18 protein-coding genes are annotated in these 17,374 nt (G+C 63.3%); 7 read left to right on the forward strand and 11 right to left on the reverse strand.

What is annotated here, in order from left to right; all coding sequences use genetic code 11:
- Window position 1: 1 nt before the first annotated feature.
- Both HCR84_RS11700 and HCR84_RS11705 read right to left on the reverse strand, forming a co-directional pair.
- The gene (locus HCR84_RS11700; RefSeq protein ID WP_166980814.1) at window positions 2-802 is read right to left on the reverse strand and encodes an IclR family transcriptional regulator; all 801 of its coding nucleotides are present in this window, start codon (window positions 800-802) and stop codon (window positions 2-4) included.
- A gap of 39 nt (window positions 803-841) precedes the next feature.
- Window positions 842-1,396, reverse strand: coding sequence for a carboxymuconolactone decarboxylase family protein (locus HCR84_RS11705; RefSeq protein ID WP_166980812.1), 555 nt, complete (start codon window positions 1,394-1,396; stop codon window positions 842-844).
- A 162-nt stretch (window positions 1,397-1,558) separates the two neighbouring features.
- On the opposite strand from HCR84_RS11705, the gene HCR84_RS11710 reads away from it, so the two are divergent.
- The 7 genes from HCR84_RS11710 to HCR84_RS11740 all read left to right on the forward strand — a co-directional run bounded on the left by HCR84_RS11710 (window position 1,559) and on the right by HCR84_RS11740 (window position 8,954).
- Window positions 1,559-2,350: an SDR family NAD(P)-dependent oxidoreductase gene (locus HCR84_RS11710; RefSeq protein ID WP_218043571.1), complete on the forward strand. Its 792-nt coding sequence runs from the start codon at window positions 1,559-1,561 to the stop codon at window positions 2,348-2,350.
- 28 nt (window positions 2,351-2,378) lie between these two features.
- Window positions 2,379-3,170, forward strand: a complete 792-nt coding sequence (locus HCR84_RS11715) for an SDR family NAD(P)-dependent oxidoreductase (protein WP_166980810.1) — start codon at window positions 2,379-2,381, stop codon at window positions 3,168-3,170.
- Between the two features lie 37 nt (window positions 3,171-3,207).
- Complete coding sequence (locus HCR84_RS11720; RefSeq protein ID WP_166980808.1) at window positions 3,208-4,083, forward strand: fumarylacetoacetate hydrolase family protein; 876 nt, start codon at window positions 3,208-3,210, stop codon at window positions 4,081-4,083.
- A 10-nt stretch (window positions 4,084-4,093) separates the two neighbouring features.
- The gene (locus HCR84_RS11725) at window positions 4,094-4,954 is read left to right on the forward strand and encodes a fumarylacetoacetate hydrolase family protein (protein WP_166980806.1); all 861 of its coding nucleotides are present in this window, start codon (window positions 4,094-4,096) and stop codon (window positions 4,952-4,954) included.
- A 35-nt stretch (window positions 4,955-4,989) separates the two neighbouring features.
- On the forward strand, window positions 4,990-5,832 hold the full coding sequence (locus HCR84_RS11730) for a nucleoside hydrolase (RefSeq protein ID WP_166980804.1): 843 nt from the start codon (window positions 4,990-4,992) through the stop codon (window positions 5,830-5,832).
- Window positions 5,829-8,564 (forward strand): family 78 glycoside hydrolase catalytic domain, encoded by a 2,736-nt coding sequence (locus HCR84_RS11735; RefSeq protein ID WP_166980802.1) that lies wholly within the window; start codon window positions 5,829-5,831, stop codon window positions 8,562-8,564. Before HCR84_RS11730 ends, HCR84_RS11735 begins: the two co-directional genes overlap by 4 nt.
- Window positions 8,565-8,693: 129 nt before the next feature.
- The gene (locus HCR84_RS11740) at window positions 8,694-8,954 is read left to right on the forward strand and encodes an ABC transporter substrate-binding protein (protein ID WP_166980800.1); all 261 of its coding nucleotides are present in this window, start codon (window positions 8,694-8,696) and stop codon (window positions 8,952-8,954) included.
- A gap of 178 nt (window positions 8,955-9,132) precedes the next feature.
- Here the strand turns inward: HCR84_RS11740 and HCR84_RS11745 are convergent, their stop codons facing one another.
- The 9 genes from HCR84_RS11745 to HCR84_RS11785 all read right to left on the reverse strand — a co-directional run bounded on the left by HCR84_RS11745 (window position 9,133) and on the right by HCR84_RS11785 (window position 17,297).
- Complete coding sequence (locus HCR84_RS11745) at window positions 9,133-9,786, reverse strand: TetR/AcrR family transcriptional regulator (protein ID WP_166980798.1); 654 nt, start codon at window positions 9,784-9,786, stop codon at window positions 9,133-9,135.
- A 31-nt stretch (window positions 9,787-9,817) separates the two neighbouring features.
- Entirely contained in the window at window positions 9,818-10,804 is a 987-nt protein-coding gene (locus tag HCR84_RS11750) for a phosphotriesterase family protein (RefSeq protein WP_166980796.1), read from the reverse strand.
- Window positions 10,801-11,829, reverse strand: coding sequence for a DctP family TRAP transporter solute-binding subunit (locus tag HCR84_RS11755; protein ID WP_166980794.1), 1,029 nt, complete (start codon window positions 11,827-11,829; stop codon window positions 10,801-10,803). Before HCR84_RS11755 ends, HCR84_RS11750 begins: the two co-directional genes overlap by 4 nt.
- Window positions 11,826-12,764 carry a shikimate dehydrogenase gene (locus tag HCR84_RS11760; protein WP_235940668.1) on the reverse strand — a complete coding sequence of 313 codons (939 nt, stop codon included), beginning with the start codon at window positions 12,762-12,764 and terminating at the stop codon, window positions 11,826-11,828. The genes HCR84_RS11755 and HCR84_RS11760 overlap by 4 nt, the downstream gene beginning before the upstream one ends.
- Window positions 12,761-14,035 (reverse strand): TRAP transporter large permease, encoded by a 1,275-nt coding sequence (locus HCR84_RS11765; protein WP_166980792.1) that lies wholly within the window; start codon window positions 14,033-14,035, stop codon window positions 12,761-12,763. The genes HCR84_RS11760 and HCR84_RS11765 overlap by 4 nt, the downstream gene beginning before the upstream one ends.
- Window positions 14,032-14,532, reverse strand: a complete 501-nt coding sequence (locus HCR84_RS11770; RefSeq protein ID WP_195706641.1) for a TRAP transporter small permease — start codon at window positions 14,530-14,532, stop codon at window positions 14,032-14,034. Before HCR84_RS11770 ends, HCR84_RS11765 begins: the two co-directional genes overlap by 4 nt.
- A gap of 160 nt (window positions 14,533-14,692) precedes the next feature.
- Complete coding sequence (locus tag HCR84_RS11775; RefSeq protein WP_166980788.1) at window positions 14,693-16,459, reverse strand: bifunctional sugar phosphate isomerase/epimerase/4-hydroxyphenylpyruvate dioxygenase family protein; 1,767 nt, start codon at window positions 16,457-16,459, stop codon at window positions 14,693-14,695.
- Window positions 16,460-16,665: 206 nt separating this feature from the next.
- A complete protein-coding gene (locus tag HCR84_RS11780) occupies window positions 16,666-17,043 on the reverse strand; it encodes a type II toxin-antitoxin system VapC family toxin (protein ID WP_166980786.1) in 378 nt (125 codons plus the stop codon).
- Entirely contained in the window at window positions 17,040-17,297 is a 258-nt protein-coding gene (locus HCR84_RS11785; RefSeq protein WP_166980784.1) for a ribbon-helix-helix protein, CopG family, read from the reverse strand. Before HCR84_RS11785 ends, HCR84_RS11780 begins: the two co-directional genes overlap by 4 nt.
- Window positions 17,298-17,374 lie beyond the last annotated feature (77 nt).

Genomic DNA, 17,374 nt, shown 5'->3' on the forward strand with positions numbered 1-17,374 from the left:
CTCAGGTCGCGCGCAGCAGCCGCGAGATGGCATCGGCCGTCGAGCGCAGCCGGTCAAGGAGCAAACCGCGCAGCGAGTTGACGTCATGACGCGACGAGGCGACAGCGATGTTGATTGCCGCAGCGGGCGCGGAGCCCCGACCGAAGATCGGCACCGACACCGACCGCAGGCCCGCGGCCACCTCTTGGTCCTGCACCGCGTAACCCTGCTCGCGGATCACGGCCAGCCGTTTGCGAAGGTCATCGACCGATGTCGCGGCGTTGGGTCCCGCAGCCGTCCCGAAGTCGTGATTCACGAGTGCGGCATCCAATTCTTCGTCACCGAGATAGGCGAGCAGCAGCTTGCCCATCGATGTGTACGCAGCCGGAAGCGTCGATCCCACCTGAATATTGGCGGTCACGAGGTCGGAGTTGCGCAGCCGCGCCAGGTACAGCACCTGGTCGCCGACGAGCACGCCGAGGTTCACGGTCTCACTGGTCTGCTCGGCCAGATGCCTCAGCGGCTGCTCGCTCAACTGCACGAGGCTGGAGCCCCGCAGCGCGGCGGATCCGAGCGTCAACACCGCGACACCCGGCCGGATCGAACCATCGGGGAGGCGTTCCAGGAACCCGTCCTCTTCGAGAGTCGCGACGACCCGGAAGGCCGTCGGCATAGGGATGCCGGTGCGATCGCAGATCTCGCGGAGCTTCAGAGCGGTGACAGATTCGTCGAAGAGCCGCAGCACATCCAGTCCCTTTCCGAGGGCTTCGATGCGGTACCGGCTGCCCGATTTGACGGGCGCGGGAGTCTCTTCAGCTTTCATACAGCGAAAATGTATCTCAGTCTGCTCACTGACGCAATATCACTCGACACGGAAGACCCTCAGCTGCAGGGCAAGGGTCATGTAATAGCCCACGAGAGCCGTGAGATCGAAGAACCGATCAATTCCACAGGAGCCGGATGCTGCGGCCCAGGTGGCATCCGAGACGTCTCCGTCGAGCAGCTCGATCACGGCCCGTCCAATGATCCGATCACACTCGTCGAACCCCGAAACGTCGAGCGCGCGAATCGCCAAGAGTTCGGCCTCGGTGAATCCGAGAGCACGGGCTATTGCTTCGTGCGCGTCACGCTCAAACGCGCTGTGCTGGTGCGCGGCGACGAGCAGGATCGCGAGTTCACGCGTCCGGTCAGTGAGCCCAGAGCGATACCGAATGGCCGAACCGAGCTCTTGCTGAGCACCGCCCACGGCCGGAGACCGAAGGAGCGCGTCGAACGGCCCGCGCAGAGATCCGTCTTCAGCAGTGAGGGCAAAGTGCTGCGGGCCTGCCGCCCGCGGACCAGCGGTGATCGCTGCGTAAAGCGCGAACTGACCGGGCGTCAACTCGGCAGGCGTGAGCGGGCGAATGCGGGGCGCCATGCGGTTCCTCTCGACGGCGTGAGATGGGTGGTTTCGCCTGATTCTACCTTCACTCAACGAAAGACACTTTTAGCCATTGACAGTCTGGCGGCGCGACGATTAGATTCTTTTAGTGAAAGAGACTTTTATTCACTGAAATTTTGCGACCGAGGAGGAGCTTCGATGTCCGTTGAGGCCATGATCGAGACCGCTTCGAGCGCCGACTGGCTCGGACTCCACGGAACTCGCGTGCTCGTGGCCGGTGCCGGCGGGATCGGAGGGGCATGCGCTCTCGCGTACGCCGCGGCGGGAGCAGTCGTCGCCGTCGTCGACCGCGATCCTCAAGCGCTCGAGTCGATCGGCGAGAAGCTCGCCACTGCGGGTGCCCGCCACAAGCTCATCCAGGCCGACCTCACCGAGCACGACACGGGAGCGCGCGTCACGGCCCAAGTCATCGAGCATCTTGGCGGAATTGACGTCCTCCTTCACGCCGTCGGCATCAACGACCGCCGCCCGATCCTCGACTTCACCGAAGACGAATGGGATCGCATCCTTCGCGTAAACCTTTCGTCAGTTTTCGGGCTCGCACAATCGGTCGGCCGCCACATGGTCGAGCGGGGCTACGGACGCATCCTCGCCCTGTCGAGCGTCTCGGGTATTCTCGCGCACCATTCCCATGGCCCGTACGCGGCGTCGAAGGGCGGCATCAATCAACTGCTGCGCGTCATGGCTCGTGAGTGGGCGTCGGCTGGGGTGACCGTGAACGCACTCGCCCCCGGATATATCGAGACTCCGCTCACCGCGGGGGAACTTGCCAAACCAGGCAAGCGCCAGAATCTCGAGTCCCTGGTGCCGGCAGGCCGCCTCGGCACGCCCGACGAGGTGACGGGCCCCGCCCTGTTCTTGTCATCGCCCCGGGCTGCGTTCATCACAGGGCACGTGCTGTACATCGACGGCGGACGCACGCTCGTCTGACGCATTCTACGAACGATTGGAGAGACACATGACCGAGTACAACCCGCAGATCTTCCCGCGGTTCGCCGGTAAGACCGTGCTCGTGACCGGTGCCGGAACTGGTTTCGGCGCCGAAGTCGCCGTACGCGCCGCGCAAGAAGGTGCACGGATCGCCGTGCATTACCGGTCCTCGCGCGCTGGCGCCGAGCGAACGCTCAAGCGCGTTCGCGAAGCAGGGAGCGATGGCATCCTCGTGCAGGCCGACATCGGATCGTGGGACGCGATCAAGCAGATGGCCGACGAGGTGTTCGAGGCATTCGGCGTGCTCGACGTGCTCGTCAACAACGTCGGAGACGTCTCGAGTGACCAGATGGGCTGGGACGAGCTGACGCAGGAGGCGCTCGACGCCGTCATCGACGTCGACGTCAAGGGCACACTGCTCATGACGCACGAATTCGGTGAACGGATGCTGGCGCAGGGGCACGGCAACATCGTGCAAGTCGGCTCGACCGTCGTCGTTCGCGGCAGCGCGCGCGCACCGCAGTATGCGGCGGCAAAGTATGCAATTCTCGGCATCACCAAGTCCTACGCAAAGGCATTCGCACCGGCGGTGCGCGTCAACACGTTCGCCCCCGGCTTCATGGAGACCGAGCGGCTGCTGAACCGCGAGGACTGGAAGAACGGTCGCCGCGAGGTGCTGCTCTCCCAAACTCCGATGGGCATCATCCCGCCCCCCGAGTTTGTCACTGGCGCATGCCTCTGGCTCGCAACTGACGAAGCAGCACATCTGACCGGCGGCTACATGCTCGCCGACGGCGGATTCAACATGGTCGGCGCGTAGGCGCCCTCGACGACGAAGCACACAAGGAGAAAGAACAATGAAGCTCATCACCTTCAACGGCGGCCACGTCGGCCGCCTGGAACTCGAAGAAGGCGTCGTCATCGAACTCGACGTGCCCTCCACCCGCGAGTACTTCGAACGGGGCGGCCAGGTCACCGAGACCGGCGAGCGCCTCGCCTATTCCGACGTCACACTCGAGGCGCCGATCCGCCCGAAGAAGTTCTTCCACACCGCAGGCAACTTCGCCGACCATCACAACGAGCTCACGGCTGTTGACTGGTCACACCCCGTGCACAAGGGCATCGTGTTCTTCCAGAACGTCGACGCCATCAACGACCCGGGCGGCGACATCGTCTACCCCGAAGGTCTGACGAGGGAACTTGACTACGAGCTTGAGCTGGGCATCATCATTGGCAAGTCAGGCAAGTTCTTCGGCCCCGACGAGGCCGAAGACTACATTGCCGGCTTCACCGTGTTCAACGACATCACCGCGCGCGACATCCAGCGCAAGGAGATGGAGTCGGGGGTCTTCTCGTTCAGCAAGGGGATCGACACGTTCTGTCCCATCGGTCCGTGGATTGTGACGAAAGACGAAGTACCCGACATGCACGAGCTGCCGATGCAGCTCCGCGTCAACGGCGACGTGCGCCAACAGGGCAACACAAACCAGACGCGCATCAAGTTCCCGCACTTGGTCGCGTACCACTCCCCGCAGATCTACAGCGCCGGCGACATCATCACGACCGGGACGATCTCCGGCGTGGCCGCCGTGCAGCCCAACCCGTTCGACTTCTACCTGAAGCCGGGTGACGAGATCGAAGCAGAGATCACCGGGGTCGGCACCCTCCGCAATCGTGTCATCAGCTGGGAGGACCGCTACGGCGAGCCGGCCCCGCAGCGCGTGGACTGGTGAGGGTCGACAGGTGAAGCTCGCAAACCTCAACGGTCGCGCCGTCCTCATCACCGAGGACGGCGCGGTCGACGTCGCGGATGCGTCGAACGGACGGTTTGGCTCCGACCCGCAGTCGCTGTTCGATGAGTGGGCCGCATTTGCTGAATGGGCTGCCACGACTGCATCGGGGACGACGCACGGAGCGGCTGCGGCCGTCGCGTTCGATGCGCAGTCCCTCGGTGCACCCGTCCCGCGTCCGCGCCAAGTGTTCGCAATCGGGCTCAACTACGCCGAGCACGCAGCCGAGGCGGGATACCCGCCAGACACGATGCCAGTGACGTTCACAAAGTTCTCCAGCAGCATCGTCGGCCCCGACACCGTTGTCGAACTGCCAGATGGACACGTCGACTGGGAGGTCGAGCTTGTCATCGTTATCGGCCGCGATGCGCACAAGGTCGATCGCGAGAGCGCCTGGGATCACATCGCCGGGCTGACGATCGGCCAGGACATTTCCGAGCGCATCACGCAGTTGCAGGGATCGGCCCCGCAGTTCAGCCTCGGAAAGTCGTTCCCCGGCTTCGGGCCGACCGGGCCGTGGCTCGTCACCCCCGACGAGCTCCCCGACCGCGATGACCTCGCGATCTCGTGCAGCCTGTCGGGCGAAAGCATGCAATCATCGCGGACGTCGATGATGCTCTACGACGTTCCTGAGCTGCTCGTGCGTATCTCCGCCGTCTGTCCCCTGCTGCCCGGCGACATCATCTTCTCGGGCACACCATCCGGCATCGGCAACCGCCGCACACCCCAGCGCTTCATTCAGCCCGACGACGTCCTGGTCAGCGAGATCGAGGGCATCGGTGCCCTGACCACACGCTTCACCGCCGGCGCCTGAGTTCGTCAAAGCGTCGATCGCATCGAGGAGGAACTATGGCACGGCAGCGCTGGCGGGTCATCATCGACAACGACTTCGCCGGCGACCCCGACGGGCTCGCGTCGCTCGCGCACCTCCTCGTGAGCGACGAGATCCACATCGAGCTCGTCACGAGTTCACCCGTTGATCCGCACCTCGCCGGCCTCGTCGGCATGGACGCCTCGACGTCGGCGGCCCGCGGTACGGCACTCGCGAGCGAGCTCATCACGATCGCCAGTGGGTCGCAGCCGCCCGTCGTGGTCGGCGCCGAAAGCTTTGCTCCCGAGTTGCGCACTACGGCGGCCGCGGCCGCCATCGCGGAGCTCTGCATGGCCGACACCGATTCTGCGCTCACGATTCTGTGCGGCGGCCCGCTCATCAATATCGCCGCAGCCATCGCGCTCGAACCGAAGATCTGCTCACGTGCAACTCTGGCGTGGATCGGTGGCAGTACGGATAGTTCGTTCGAGTACAACCGCGACACGGATGCTGCTTCCGCCGCTTTCGTGTTCTCGTCGGGAATACCGATCACGCAGGTGACCCGAGAAGCGTACGAGCAGCTGCGGGTTTCAACTACGGAGGTTGAGCATGATCTCGCGGGTGCGTCACCAGTCGGCGCGTGGGTGGCCGAGCGACTGCTCGACGTACCCCCATTCGTGACGCTGCACGGAGCGCTCACGCTTGGCGACAGCGCCCTCGCTTCAGTGATCGCACTCGACCCCCGCTTCGATCCGACGGTCGCCGGCGACCCGGCTGCGCCGCCCCTGCGACGCCAGATCACCGCGATCGATACTCGACTGATGTGGGCCGACTTCCTCGCCAAGCTGCGACTGCATGGCGCAGCCGAGGTACCTGCATGAGCGCGCGGGTCTCCGAATGCCGCGACTTGCGCGTGGAATATCTGCGCGCGCCGATCGGCATCGGCACGCGCAGGCCGCGGTTCTCGTGGATCGTTGATCACGCGCAGGACACGTACGAACTCGAGGTCTCGACTCGCGACGGTCGCCTCGTCTGGACTGCTGGTCCAGTCGAGAGCGCAGAGACCTCGCTGGTCGAGTACGCCGGTGACGAGATCGCCTCGAACACGGTCTACGTCTGGCGCGTGCGCAGCCGCACTGCCGACGGCGCATGGACCCCGTGGGCCGAATCATCGTTCGAGACCGCTCTTCTGGATGCAGCGGATTGGGTTGCCGCCTGGGTCGAGCCTGCACAACAGGACACACTCGTCGAGCGGTGGAGCATCGTCGACTGGATTCGTGGCCTTGGCCCGGACACTGCGCTGGAGGACCGACTCCGACCGCCTCAGCTGCTGCGGCAGAGGGTGAAGGTCCACGACGGGCTTTCGCGGGCCCGCCTGTACGCCACAGCGCGCGGCGTGTATTCCGCGTTCGTCAACGGCATACGCGCCGACGATCAGGTGCTCGCGCCCGGATCCGATGCATACGAGCACCGGCTCTCCGTGCAGGCCTACGACATCACCGCCGCGCTCACCGCAGGAGAGAACGTTCTCGGCGTTGCGCTCGCCGACGGCTGGTGGGCGGGACGGCTCGGGCTGACCGGATCGAGCGGGCAGTTCGGCACCCGACTCTCGGCAATCTGGCAGCTCCACCTCGACTACGCGGATGGCACGAGCCAAACCGTCGCTTCCGGCGGCGACGTCCGCAGCGCCGTCGGCCCGTGGGAGTATGCCGACCTCTTCGTCGGCGAGCGGTTCGACCGCCGTGCCGTTCCCGCCGGGTGGGACCGTGCCGGCTTCGACGACGGCGACTGGATGCCGGTGACGGAGGTGAGCCGCGACCACGAGTTGCTGCGGCCCTTCACGGGTGAGCCAATACGACGCATCCTCGAACTCCCCGCCGTCGCGATCACCGAAACGGCGGACGGGACGATCGTCGACTTCGGCCAGGTCATCGCGGGGCGCGTGCGGCTGCACCTACATGACACGACGCCGGGACAACGCGTCGTCATCGAGCACACCGAGGTCCTCGCGGCAGACGGATCTTGGTTCGACAACATCGTCGGCATCAACAAGGAGCAGCGGGACGTGTTCATCGCCGCTGGCGGCGACGACGAGTGGGAGCCCGAGTTCACATTCCACGGTTTCCGGTATGCGCGGGTGAGCGGGCTCTCGGCGCCGTTGCCCGCAGAGGACATCGTCGCAGTCGTGATCGCCAGTGACCTCGAGCAGACCGGGGCATTCACGGCATCCGATGCTCGCCTTGATCGCCTGCACCAGAACGTGGTCTGGAGCCAGCGCGGCAACTTCCTGTCTGTGCCGACCGACTGCCCGCAGCGGGAGCGCGCGGGCTGGACCGGCGACATCCAAGCGTTCGTCGGGGCGGCGAGCAACAACGCGCAGGTCGTGCCGTTCCTCTCGCGCTGGCTCGATAACCTGCGCGCCGACCAGCTGCCTGACGGTCGCATTCCGATATTCTCGCCGCGTTCGCCGTTCGACGCGGACGCTGCCGCGCGCGCGGATGGAATCGGCTCGATCGTCGCCGCGGCCGGCTGGAGCGACGCGATCGCGACAGTGCCATGGACAATGTATGAGCGATACGGCGATCGTCGCGTGCTCGAGGAGAACTATGACGCAATGCTGCGCTGGATCGAGTTTCAGAAAACTGCAGCATCGTCTGGCCTCCCCGATGCCCTCGTCGACGCCGACCTTTCCGATGAGCGCCTCCGCAGGCAATCACTGCTCTACAACACCGGCATGCACTTCGGCGACTGGCTTACACCGAGCACGATGGAGGGCCGCCCGATCCACGAGGCGATCGGCATCGCCCCGGCGCTCACCTCCGAATACGTTGCGCCGATGTTCCAGGCACAGACGCTCACAATCGCCGCTCTCGCAGCGAAGGTGCTCGGCAAAAAATCGGATGCTGCGGTGTTCACAGCACGCGCTGCCGACGTGCGTTCAGCCTTCGCTGCCGAGCACATTGACGCCGAGGGAGATCTTCCCATTCTCCTGCAAGGTGTGTATGTGCTCGCCCTCGCGTTCGACATGGTCCCGACCGAACTCCGCTCGCGCACGGCGGAACGGCTTGTGAACATGATCAGAGAGCGCGGTGATCGGCTCGACACAGGCTTCCTCTCAACTCCGTATCTGCTCGATGTGCTGTGGGACAGCGGCTACCCGGGTGTCGCTCGCTCACTGCTCTGGCAGTCCGAGATGCCCTCCTGGTTGTACGAAGTAGACAACGGTGCCACGACGATCTGGGAGAGCTGGGACGCGATTACGCCGGGAGGCGAGATCCGTGCAATGTCGTTCAACCACTATGCGCAAGGGAGCGTCGACGATTGGCTGCACCGTCGCGTCGCCGGCATCCGACCGACCTCACCTGGGTACCGTACAGCAGTCCTTGAGCCCGACTTCGAAATTGGAGTCGACCATGTGCGTGCGCATGTCGGCACGCCTTACGGGCCACTGGCTGTCGAGTGGACGCGCGCAGGTGATTCGATCTCCGTCATCACCAATGTGCCTCATGGTGTGGCTGCAACACTCAAAACAGGCCAGACTCAGCGCACACTCTCCCCTGGAGTGAACTCTCATCAGTTCCCTCTCAACGCCGTTCATACAGTGCATAGGTAAACCGTGGTTCCCCACCGCTGCTGCTTTGGAGACAGTTGAACGAATGGCGTGATGCTGCGTCCACCTAGCACTGAATCTGCATTACGTAACTCACATTCATCCTCAGGATGATTCATCAAAGGAGATGGAATGAAGCTTCGACACAGTACGCCTGGCTCCGCCCGAATCGGAGCCCTACTCGCCCTCACCGCCGTCGCGGTATCGGCGACTCTGACCGGCTGCTCCCCCGCCTCGTCAGGTGGCGAAGAGCAGAACGGCCAAGACGTCATTCCTTTGGTCGTTGCGCGCGGTCAGGTCAACATCGAAAACGCCATTCTGGCCCAGGAGCAAGGCTTCTTCAGCGATGCCGGACTGGACGTCACCATGAAGGTGGGCCAAGGCGCCGACTGATCTACGGGTCGGACTACAGCTTCGCCACGGTGGCGACGATGGCAACGAAATGCGCTCTGGTGGCACCCGGTGCACACAAACGACCCTGAGCATGTGTGGATGCGTGACCTCTTCGCGACAGCCGCCGCTGCCATTCATCAGACATCGTGACATGACGGTGCTCCGCTCCCCGTCTCGATCACACTGGAGCGCCCGGCACGCCGGACGTCAGCCACGACACCACAATGTCGCCCAGCATGTTGCGGTGCCGGTCCCGCCACTCGTCCGAGAGCATGTCGAGGTCGAACAGGTACCCGAAGGTGTGCTGATTCGCGACCTGGAAGACACAGTACGAGCTGATCAGCATGTGCACATCAAGCGGCTCGACATCATCGCGCACCGAACCCTCCGCGCGCCCCCGCTGGAGCATATCGTCGAGCAGCGAGAGCGCCGGCCTGCTCACGCTGCGCAGCGACTCAATCTGCTTGATGTATCGTCCGCGGTGAATGTTCTCGATGGCGACGAGTCTCATGAAGTCGCTGTGCTCGAGGTGGTGGTCGTAGGTGAGCTCGGCAACCTGGCGCAGAGCACTCACCGGGTCAAGCTCGGTGACGCGAATCGTCTGCTCGGCCTCGCGGATGCCCCGGTACGCCTTCTCAAGCACGGCGAGATAGAGTCCCTCTTTCCCACCGAAGTAGTAGTAGATCATCCGCTTCGTCGTGCGCGTGCGCTCGGCGATCTCGTCGACGCGCGCGCCGGAGTACCCTGACTCCGCAAACACCTCGGTCGCGACAGCGAGCAACTCCGCCTGCGTGCGCTCCGCGTCTCTGGTTCTTATGACCCGCTCCACCACGTCCCCCACCTTAGTTCGTCTTTGTTCGCGGTCATCGTCCCGTGAGGGCACGCCGCGGGTTCTCGACGGTCAGCAGCCGACGTGTGTCATCATCAACCCCGCTCCGTCGCAGCTCGGGCAGCACGTGACGCGACAGGTGTTCCATCTGCCAGTTCGGTGCATGCTCCGCCCGCCACGACGGCGGTGTGATTCGGCTGAAGAACGCGGCATCGTGCGAGAGCACGAGTTGGTGTTCGTACCCGAGCTCCAGCATCGAAAGAAGCATCCGGATGCGGTCACTGTCCGTTCCCGTGTGTGCCATGCCGAATCGGTCGAAGCCGAGAAACGATCCGTTGTCGGCGAGCTCCCGAAGATAGTCGATGTCTGTCGAGTCGCCGCTGTGCCCGATCACCACGCGGTCAAGCGGCACACCGAGCTGCGACAGCATCCGCTGCTGTTCAATACCCCCGCGGCTGGGCGCGTGCGAATGAGTGGTGATCGGCACTCCCGTCTCGAGGTGCGCGATGCTCGCTGCCGTGAAGACGTGCTCGACATCTGGAGTGATTCCGCCAGCATCCGATGCCACCTTGATCATTCCGGCACGGATGCTGGTACCGGCGATGCCTCGCGAGATGTCGTCGATGAACAGCGCGACGAGCGGGTCCGGGCCATCCACGAGGAGGCCCGGACCGTTGAGGTGGAAGAAGTGCGGCAAAACGTCGCTTGTGTAGTAGCCCGTTGAGGCCACGAGGCGCACTGGCACGCGTTCGGCGACGCGTCGCACGCGTTCCACATTGCGCCCGAGCCCTGGCACGGTGAGATCCACCACCGTGTCCACTCCAAGCTCGTGCAGGCGGGTGAAACCGGCGACGGCGCGCTCGATCGCGGCATCCTCATCCCATTCAGGATGCGGAAGACTGAGATCGAGTTCCGGGTCGCCGACGAACACGTGCTCGTGAATGAGGGTCATCCCGAGCTCCGTGCCGTCGACGTCACCGGTGAACGTCGGTACCGGATGCCGCACTCCGTCACCCGTCACTTCTGGTCAGAAGTGGCCCGAATCGCCTCGAAGACAGCAAGCGAGTCGCCCGTCAGGTGCTCTTCGAGGTACGGCAGCGCCTTGTCGCGGAATGCGTCGATATCGACGTCATCGACGATCTCCCATGCTCCGTCGGCCTTCCACTGCTCGAGCGTTGACTTCTCGTCTTCGGCCACGCAGCTGGTGACCTCGGTGACTGCCTTTTCAACAGCCGAGCTCAGGGCGTCTTGCTGCTCAGAGTTGAGCTCCTCCCACTTCGAACTCATGATCACCAGGTTGGTGTTGAGCTGGTGATTTGTCATGCTCAGGTAGTCCTGCACCTCGGCCAAGTTCTGCGACTTGATGTTGGTGATCGGGTTCTCCTGGCCGTCAACGGTTCCCTGCTGAAGGGCAAGATAGAGCTCTTCATAAGCGACTTCGGTTGCTGAGGCGCCGAGTGCCTTTGCGTTCACCAAGAACTGCGGTGAGCCAGGAAAGCGGATGCGCAGTCCCTCAAGGTCGTCTGGGGTGCGAATGGGCGAGTTCGCCGTGAACTGGCGCGCTCCCGCCGACCAGACTCCGAGAGTGTGGATGCCCGCAGCCTCAGCGAAGTCATCGACAACGCCTTGCCCCTCCTCGCTTGCCATGAACGTTGCCAGGTGCTCAGGGCCGTCGAACGCGTAGGCAGCATCGAGCACGCTGATCGGCTCATACACCGCACCGAGTGCCGAGGCACCCTGAATGTCGATATCGATGTCTCCCGAGGCGACGGAGGCGATGCGATCGGCATCCCCGCCGAGCTGGCTGCTCGAGAAGATCTCGATCTCAAGGCCGACATCGGCTGCCTTCACTTCGTCGGCGATAACCTGCGCCCCGCATCGGTGCTGGGGCTGGTCTTCGGTGTAGCTGTGGGCGAGGGTGAGTTTGATTGTGTCTCCACCTCCTCCTCCTTCATCTGTTCCTTCGCTCGAGCAGCCAGCCAGCAACAGTGCTGGAACCGCTGCAAGGGCGAGCCACGTCAGGCGCTTGGTGCGTCGTGTGATCATCGGTTCTTTCCTCTCTTCAGTGCAACAGGGGTGTAGGTTCCCGCAGCTTCCGCGGTCACCAGGTTTCGCAGGTCGTTCAGCATTGCGTCGCGATCAGCTGATTCTCCTGTGAAGATCTCAAAGGAGTCGGCCGCCTGGCGCATGGCCATTCCGAGTCCAGACATCACGCGGCATCCTCTCTCTCGAGCGGCGACGAGCAAGTCGGTTTCGACGGGGCGATACACGATGTCTGCCACCCAGGCGTCGCTCGAGAGCAGCTCGGGGTTGAATGAGGTTCCCGGGTGATCGACCATGCCAAACGGCGTCGCATTGACGACACCGTCAGCGGCCGCAAGCAGCCGGGGCAGGGAATCAGCACTCGCCGCCTCGACATGGGCGGGGCACTTCGTCCCCACGTGCGCTGCAAGGGCACGCGCGCGCGTCTCGTCGATATCCACAATCGTCAGGCTCTCGACGCGTGTGGCAAGGGCGCAGGCAACGGCAGAGCCGGCACCTCCCGCCCCGACGAGCACGACGTGTGCTCGCTGAGAGTCAGGGAACGCCATGTCGAGTGCTCCCCCGAATCCCGTGACATCTGTGTTGTGCCCGACCATGCGGTCGTTATCGAACACGACGGTGTTCACCGCCCCCACCATCGCCGCGCTCGGGGCGAGCTCATCAAGAAGCGGAACCACCGTCTGCTTGACGGGATGCGTGATGTTGAGCCCGTTGAACCCCAGCGTGCGGGCAAACGCCAGCAGCACCGAGAGCTGCGCGGGAGACGTTTCATCCGCAGCCAGGTCAACTGCTCGATAAACGTAGTGCATGCCATGGCGAGCGCCCTCGAGCTCATGCATTGGCGGCGACAGCGAGGGAGTCACACCGGTGCCCATCAGACCGATGAGAACTGATCGCGGCAGGTCTGCCACGTCGAAGTCCGTTGTCAATGTCGTCACAGGCCCAACACCGCCGGCACAGACATGACGGCGTCGGGGAAGGCTATGAGCAACGCCACGACGATGAGCATCGGAATGATAAACGGCAGAGTTCCCTTGAAGACTTCGCCGATTCGTGTCTTCGAGACCGCAGCCGTGACGAACAGCACTGTACCGACAGGGGGCGTCAGCAACCCGATCATCAGCGACACAATCAGCATCACGCCCATCGCGATGGGGTCGACGCCATACTCGTTGGCGATCGGCAGCAAGATGGGAACGGTGAGCACGAGAATCGCTGTCGCGTCGATGACCGTGCCGAGAATCAGCATCAGAATCGCTGTCAGAATGAGGAACACCGTTGGATCGTCGGTGATGCTGAACATAAGCTCTGTGAGCATCTGCGGAAGGCGTTCTTTGGCAAGGATGTACCCGAGAAGCGACGCTGTCGTCACGATGATCATGATCGCCGCCGTCGTCAGCACCGTCTCCTTGAGCGCGGTGAAGAATGCCTTCAACGAAAGCGAGCGGTGAACGATGCCGACGAAGATGATGTAGACAACGCCAACGGCTGCTGCCTCGGTTGGTGTGAAGAACCCGCCAAGAATTCCGCCGAGAATGATGATGGGCGCAACCATGGGCAGCAGAACGCCCTTGACCGACGAGAGAAGCTCTGCCTTGTCGAATGTGCCTCGACGGAGGTTCGGCTGCGTGCGAACCAGTACCCACACGACGACAGTCATTCCGAGAGCCATCAGGAGTGCCGGGACAACCGATGCTGCGAACAGCGCGCCCGTTGACACGGCCGCAAGCCCCGCGTAGATCACCGCGGGAATGCTGGGCGGCATGACCGGTGCGATGAGTGCAGACGACGCAGAGACTCCCGTGGCAAAACGTCGAGAGTAGCCGTTGCGAAGCATCGCGGGAATCTGCACCTTGCCCAGCGCTGCCGAGTCGGCGACGGCGGAACCACTCATCCACGAAAAACCAACGCTCACACCGATGGCAACGTAGCCGAGGCTCCCGCGAACCTCGGCCATCAGAGCGAGAGCAAAGCGGAAGAGCCTGTCGGCGATGCCAGCGTGGTTGGCGAGCGCCCCAAGAAAGACGAAGAGCGGAACGGCGAGCAGCGGGAAGCTCGCGGCCGCATTTGTGACCTGCCTCAGAGCCAATCCGGCAGACATCCCCTCGATCATCATGTAGACAAGCGACGGTCCGAGAAATGCAAAGGCGACGGGAACGCGCAGAAGAAGGAGAACTGCGATGCCGATCGCGAGAAGTATGAGTGTCATGCGATCGGTGCCTCCACGCTGTCGTTCTCGGGCTCAGCGATGACCGGGCCGTGCCACGCGACATCGATCGCCGCGACGAGAGCCCGGATCGTCATGCTGACAACGCCGACGAGCACCGGAATGTACACCCACGACATCGGCATGCGAAGCACAGGCGACTTGATGATTCCCGAGGTTTCAACCAATGCGAGCGCTTCCGTCGAAAGCCCCAAGCCCGTCGCAGCGACGATCAGCAGGGCGAGCACCTGGATGATTCTCACGATCATGCGGTTGGGAATGACGTCGACGATCTCAAGCGCGATGTGCTCTCTGGAGGTCACAAGCACCCCGATGACGGAGAATGTCAGCCACACGAGGCCGAATTTCGAAAGCTCTCCCGTCCAGGCGATATCGCCACCGGCGAGGTAACGCTGCAGAGCCTGCGTGAAGACAAGTACGAGAATGATGAGCACGCACACGGCGCCGATCGTAATCTCGATCCAGGTGAGCGCACGCACGATGCGCCTTAATACACGTATCGTTCCCGGTGGATGCTGTGTCTCAGACACGGAACTCCTTCGTTCTCCTCGGAGACGGTCATTGTCTCGGTGCTGCAACTAACGTACTAGGTATTACATTAGAGCGGCAAGATCTTATGTTGCAGATTGATATCGTTCGTTACTTCTGCACGGCAAGTCGCACGGGTGCGTTGCCCGCACCGTAGCCCTCGTAGGCGCCACGGCGCTCAACCATCTCGAGAAACACTCCCCCGACGGTCGGGGTATAGAAATGGATGAACTCCCCCTCGCCATCTCGGTCATACAGCAGGTTGAGCTCCTTCAGCTCGGCACGCTCACCGGAATCGAGATCAAAGCGCGCGGTGAGATCGTCGTAGTAGTTTGCCGGAACAGCGAGGAAGGTCAGACCCAGGTCCCGTGCTCTGCGGGCAACCGCAACGACGTTGTCGCACCGAATCGCGATGTGCCTGCTCGGCACCGGCGCGGTTGGCGGTGCGAGATTCATCGGCATCCGGACGATCCCGTCTGCCGTGCGCATGACCTGGCTGCGCACGAGTCCACGCGGACCGGGCACATCAGCGGATGGTTCGGGAATCAACGACAGCACACTCGTGGCGAAAAGCACTGCCTCGTCGAAGTCCTGCCAGCGATACCCGACGTTGAGATGGTCGATGACACCGTCCGTCTGCCCAGACAGCTCCCCACCTTCAAACTCCGTCGCCCACGACGTTTCAGCGGGGCGATCATTCCAGTACACCTCTGTGCCGTCTGGGGCGGCAACGGCACGAAGCTCCTGCTCCCCCGCGTAGGTGCGCCGGAACACTGCTGGCGCCCCGAGCTCCAGAGCCCTCTCCACCGCGGCGGAGGCATCGTCAACCTGCAGCCCGAACCCCATCAGCCGAGGCACCGTCTCGCTGCTCTGCTCATTCAGAATGATCCGAGCCCCGCCCGCGCTCCAGAGGCGAACGGGCTTGCTCTGATGGCGCCCGCGAAAACGAAAGCCCAGCTGTTCGAGCATTTCGTCGAGAACATCAAGATCCGCTCCAGCGATTTCAACGAAGTCGATGTCGTGAGCAATCTGCGCGTCGAGAACGAGCCTGTCGCCGCATCCGCTTTCTTCTGCCGTTCGATCAGCGAGCCAGGTCAGTGACCGCCTGGCATGGGCGGCGGTGCGCACCACATCGGTCTGCCGAAACGTGTCGTTGAACACTTCGAGTGAGAGTGGCCCCGTGTAGCCCGCGCGCAGGGTGTGCGCGAGAAAGCGGCTCAGGTCGAAGCTGCCCTCCCCGGGGAAGAGCCGGTGGTGGCGGCTCCAGCTGAGCACGTCCATGTCGAGCGACGGCGCGTCGGCCAGCTGCAGAAAGAAGATCTTCTCGCCGTCGATCTGCTCAATCTCGGCCGGGTCGTGGCCGCGCGAGAGAATGTGGAAGCTGTCGAGGCACACGCCGAGATTCGGTCGATCCGCGCGCTGCACGATGCGCCACGCATGGCGATAGTCATCGACGAATCGGCCCCAGGCAAGAGCTTCGTAGGCAATTCGGATGCCGTGGGTCGCTGCCAGGTCGGCGAGCTCGCCGAGCTGACGCGCAGCCACCTCGTCGTCGTCGATTGTTGCCGTTCCGGCATTGCTGCACACGAGGATGAGGTCGGTGCCGAGACGCGCCATCGTCTCGAACTTTCTCTCCGCCCGCCGCAGGTTGTCGGCGAATGTCGCATCGTCGACGCCCTCGACGTCGCGGAATGGCTGATACATCTCGATGGTCAGTCCGAGGCGCGCGCAGAGTGCGCGAATCTCCTCCGGCGACTCGTAGGCGGCGATGAGATCAGCATCCATGATCTCGACACCATCGAACCCGGCTTCCGCACAGGCATAGAGCTTTTCGACAAGGCCTCCGGAGAGGCACACCGTCGCCACTGACGTTCGCATGCTTGTAATGTACCAGACAGTACATTGTCTGGGAAGCATTCATTCGCGACACCAACTCACAACCGTGGGCAACTCATTGACGAGGGAGCGCCACTTGACTCTCGTACATACGGATACTCGTGGAGGCACTGGTTGGCGCATAGGCCTCAGCTGATCGCGGTGAGGCTATTCCGGCGCGGCCACGCACGCGCCGAGCCAGAACAGTCTCAGTACGGCGCCGTCAGCCCATCGAACATCGGGAAGTGCTTGACGTTTCGGGTCAGCAGCGACACATGAAGCGACTGCGCAGTGGCGGCGATTATGAGATCTGCCGAGTCGATACCTCGGTTGCGTGGAAGCCATCGCCGCCCGAGAATGCCTGCAATCTCGGCAATGTGCTCGTCAACGGGATGCCACACCACAGCGCTGAAGAGCATTCGCGTCTGCACCTCCTCAGGAGCGCGCATACCCGCAAGAACCTCGAGCCGCGTGACCTCGCTTGCATGCAGGGGGCCTGCCCCGCGGGCGCTATGAAGTGCGTCCGCAGCAGCCGGTTCGCCCCGCAACACGTCGATGAGAACTGACGTATCGACGACGAACGTCATCGCTCGGCGGCCTGACTCAAGCGGGTACCTGAGCGAAGGCGTTCGACGTACTCCGCGCCGTCGACATCGCGATCACGCCACGCACCGAACGCGCCCTCGATCAAGCGGCGGTCGGCATCAGCATCCTGTTGTGACCCGTAGACGCTCGAGACAGCGTCGCGGATGAGGGCCGAGATCGAACGTCCGGTTCGCGCAGCCTCTTCGTCGAGAAGTCGTCGCTCCTCGGGCGTCAGCGAAATCTGCGTGCGAAGCATGATGTAATCTTACATCACATACGCTTCACGCTGCAGTCGTTCTCTCGATGTGGATAACTCCTGCACGAGACCAGCGC

This window comes from Paramicrobacterium fandaimingii (genome assembly GCF_011751745.2).
Classification (GTDB): domain Bacteria; phylum Actinomycetota; class Actinomycetes; order Actinomycetales; family Microbacteriaceae; genus Paramicrobacterium; species Paramicrobacterium fandaimingii.

Coding starts and splice junctions, on each gene's coding strand:
- HCR84_RS11700 (WP_166980814.1), bottom strand. CDS start 802: ATGAAAGCTGAAGAGACTCCCGCGCCCGTCAAATCGGGCAGCCGGTAC.
- HCR84_RS11705 (WP_166980812.1), bottom strand. CDS start 1,396: ATGGCGCCCCGCATTCGCCCGCTCACGCCTGCCGAGTTGACGCCCGGT.
- HCR84_RS11710 (WP_218043571.1), top strand. CDS start 1,559: ATGTCCGTTGAGGCCATGATCGAGACCGCTTCGAGCGCCGACTGGCTC.
- HCR84_RS11715 (WP_166980810.1), top strand. CDS start 2,379: ATGACCGAGTACAACCCGCAGATCTTCCCGCGGTTCGCCGGTAAGACC.
- HCR84_RS11720 (WP_166980808.1), top strand. CDS start 3,208: ATGAAGCTCATCACCTTCAACGGCGGCCACGTCGGCCGCCTGGAACTC.
- HCR84_RS11730 (WP_166980804.1), top strand. CDS start 4,990: ATGGCACGGCAGCGCTGGCGGGTCATCATCGACAACGACTTCGCCGGC.
- HCR84_RS11735 (WP_166980802.1), top strand. CDS start 5,829: ATGAGCGCGCGGGTCTCCGAATGCCGCGACTTGCGCGTGGAATATCTG.
- HCR84_RS11740 (WP_166980800.1), top strand. CDS start 8,694: ATGAAGCTTCGACACAGTACGCCTGGCTCCGCCCGAATCGGAGCCCTA.
- HCR84_RS11755 (WP_166980794.1), bottom strand. CDS start 11,829: ATGATCACACGACGCACCAAGCGCCTGACGTGGCTCGCCCTTGCAGCG.
- HCR84_RS11765 (WP_166980792.1), bottom strand. CDS start 14,035: ATGACACTCATACTTCTCGCGATCGGCATCGCAGTTCTCCTTCTTCTG.
- HCR84_RS11775 (WP_166980788.1), bottom strand. CDS start 16,459: ATGCGAACGTCAGTGGCGACGGTGTGCCTCTCCGGAGGCCTTGTCGAA.
- HCR84_RS11780 (WP_166980786.1), bottom strand. CDS start 17,043: ATGACGTTCGTCGTCGATACGTCAGTTCTCATCGACGTGTTGCGGGGC.
- HCR84_RS11785 (WP_166980784.1), bottom strand. CDS start 17,297: ATGCTTCGCACGCAGATTTCGCTGACGCCCGAGGAGCGACGACTTCTC.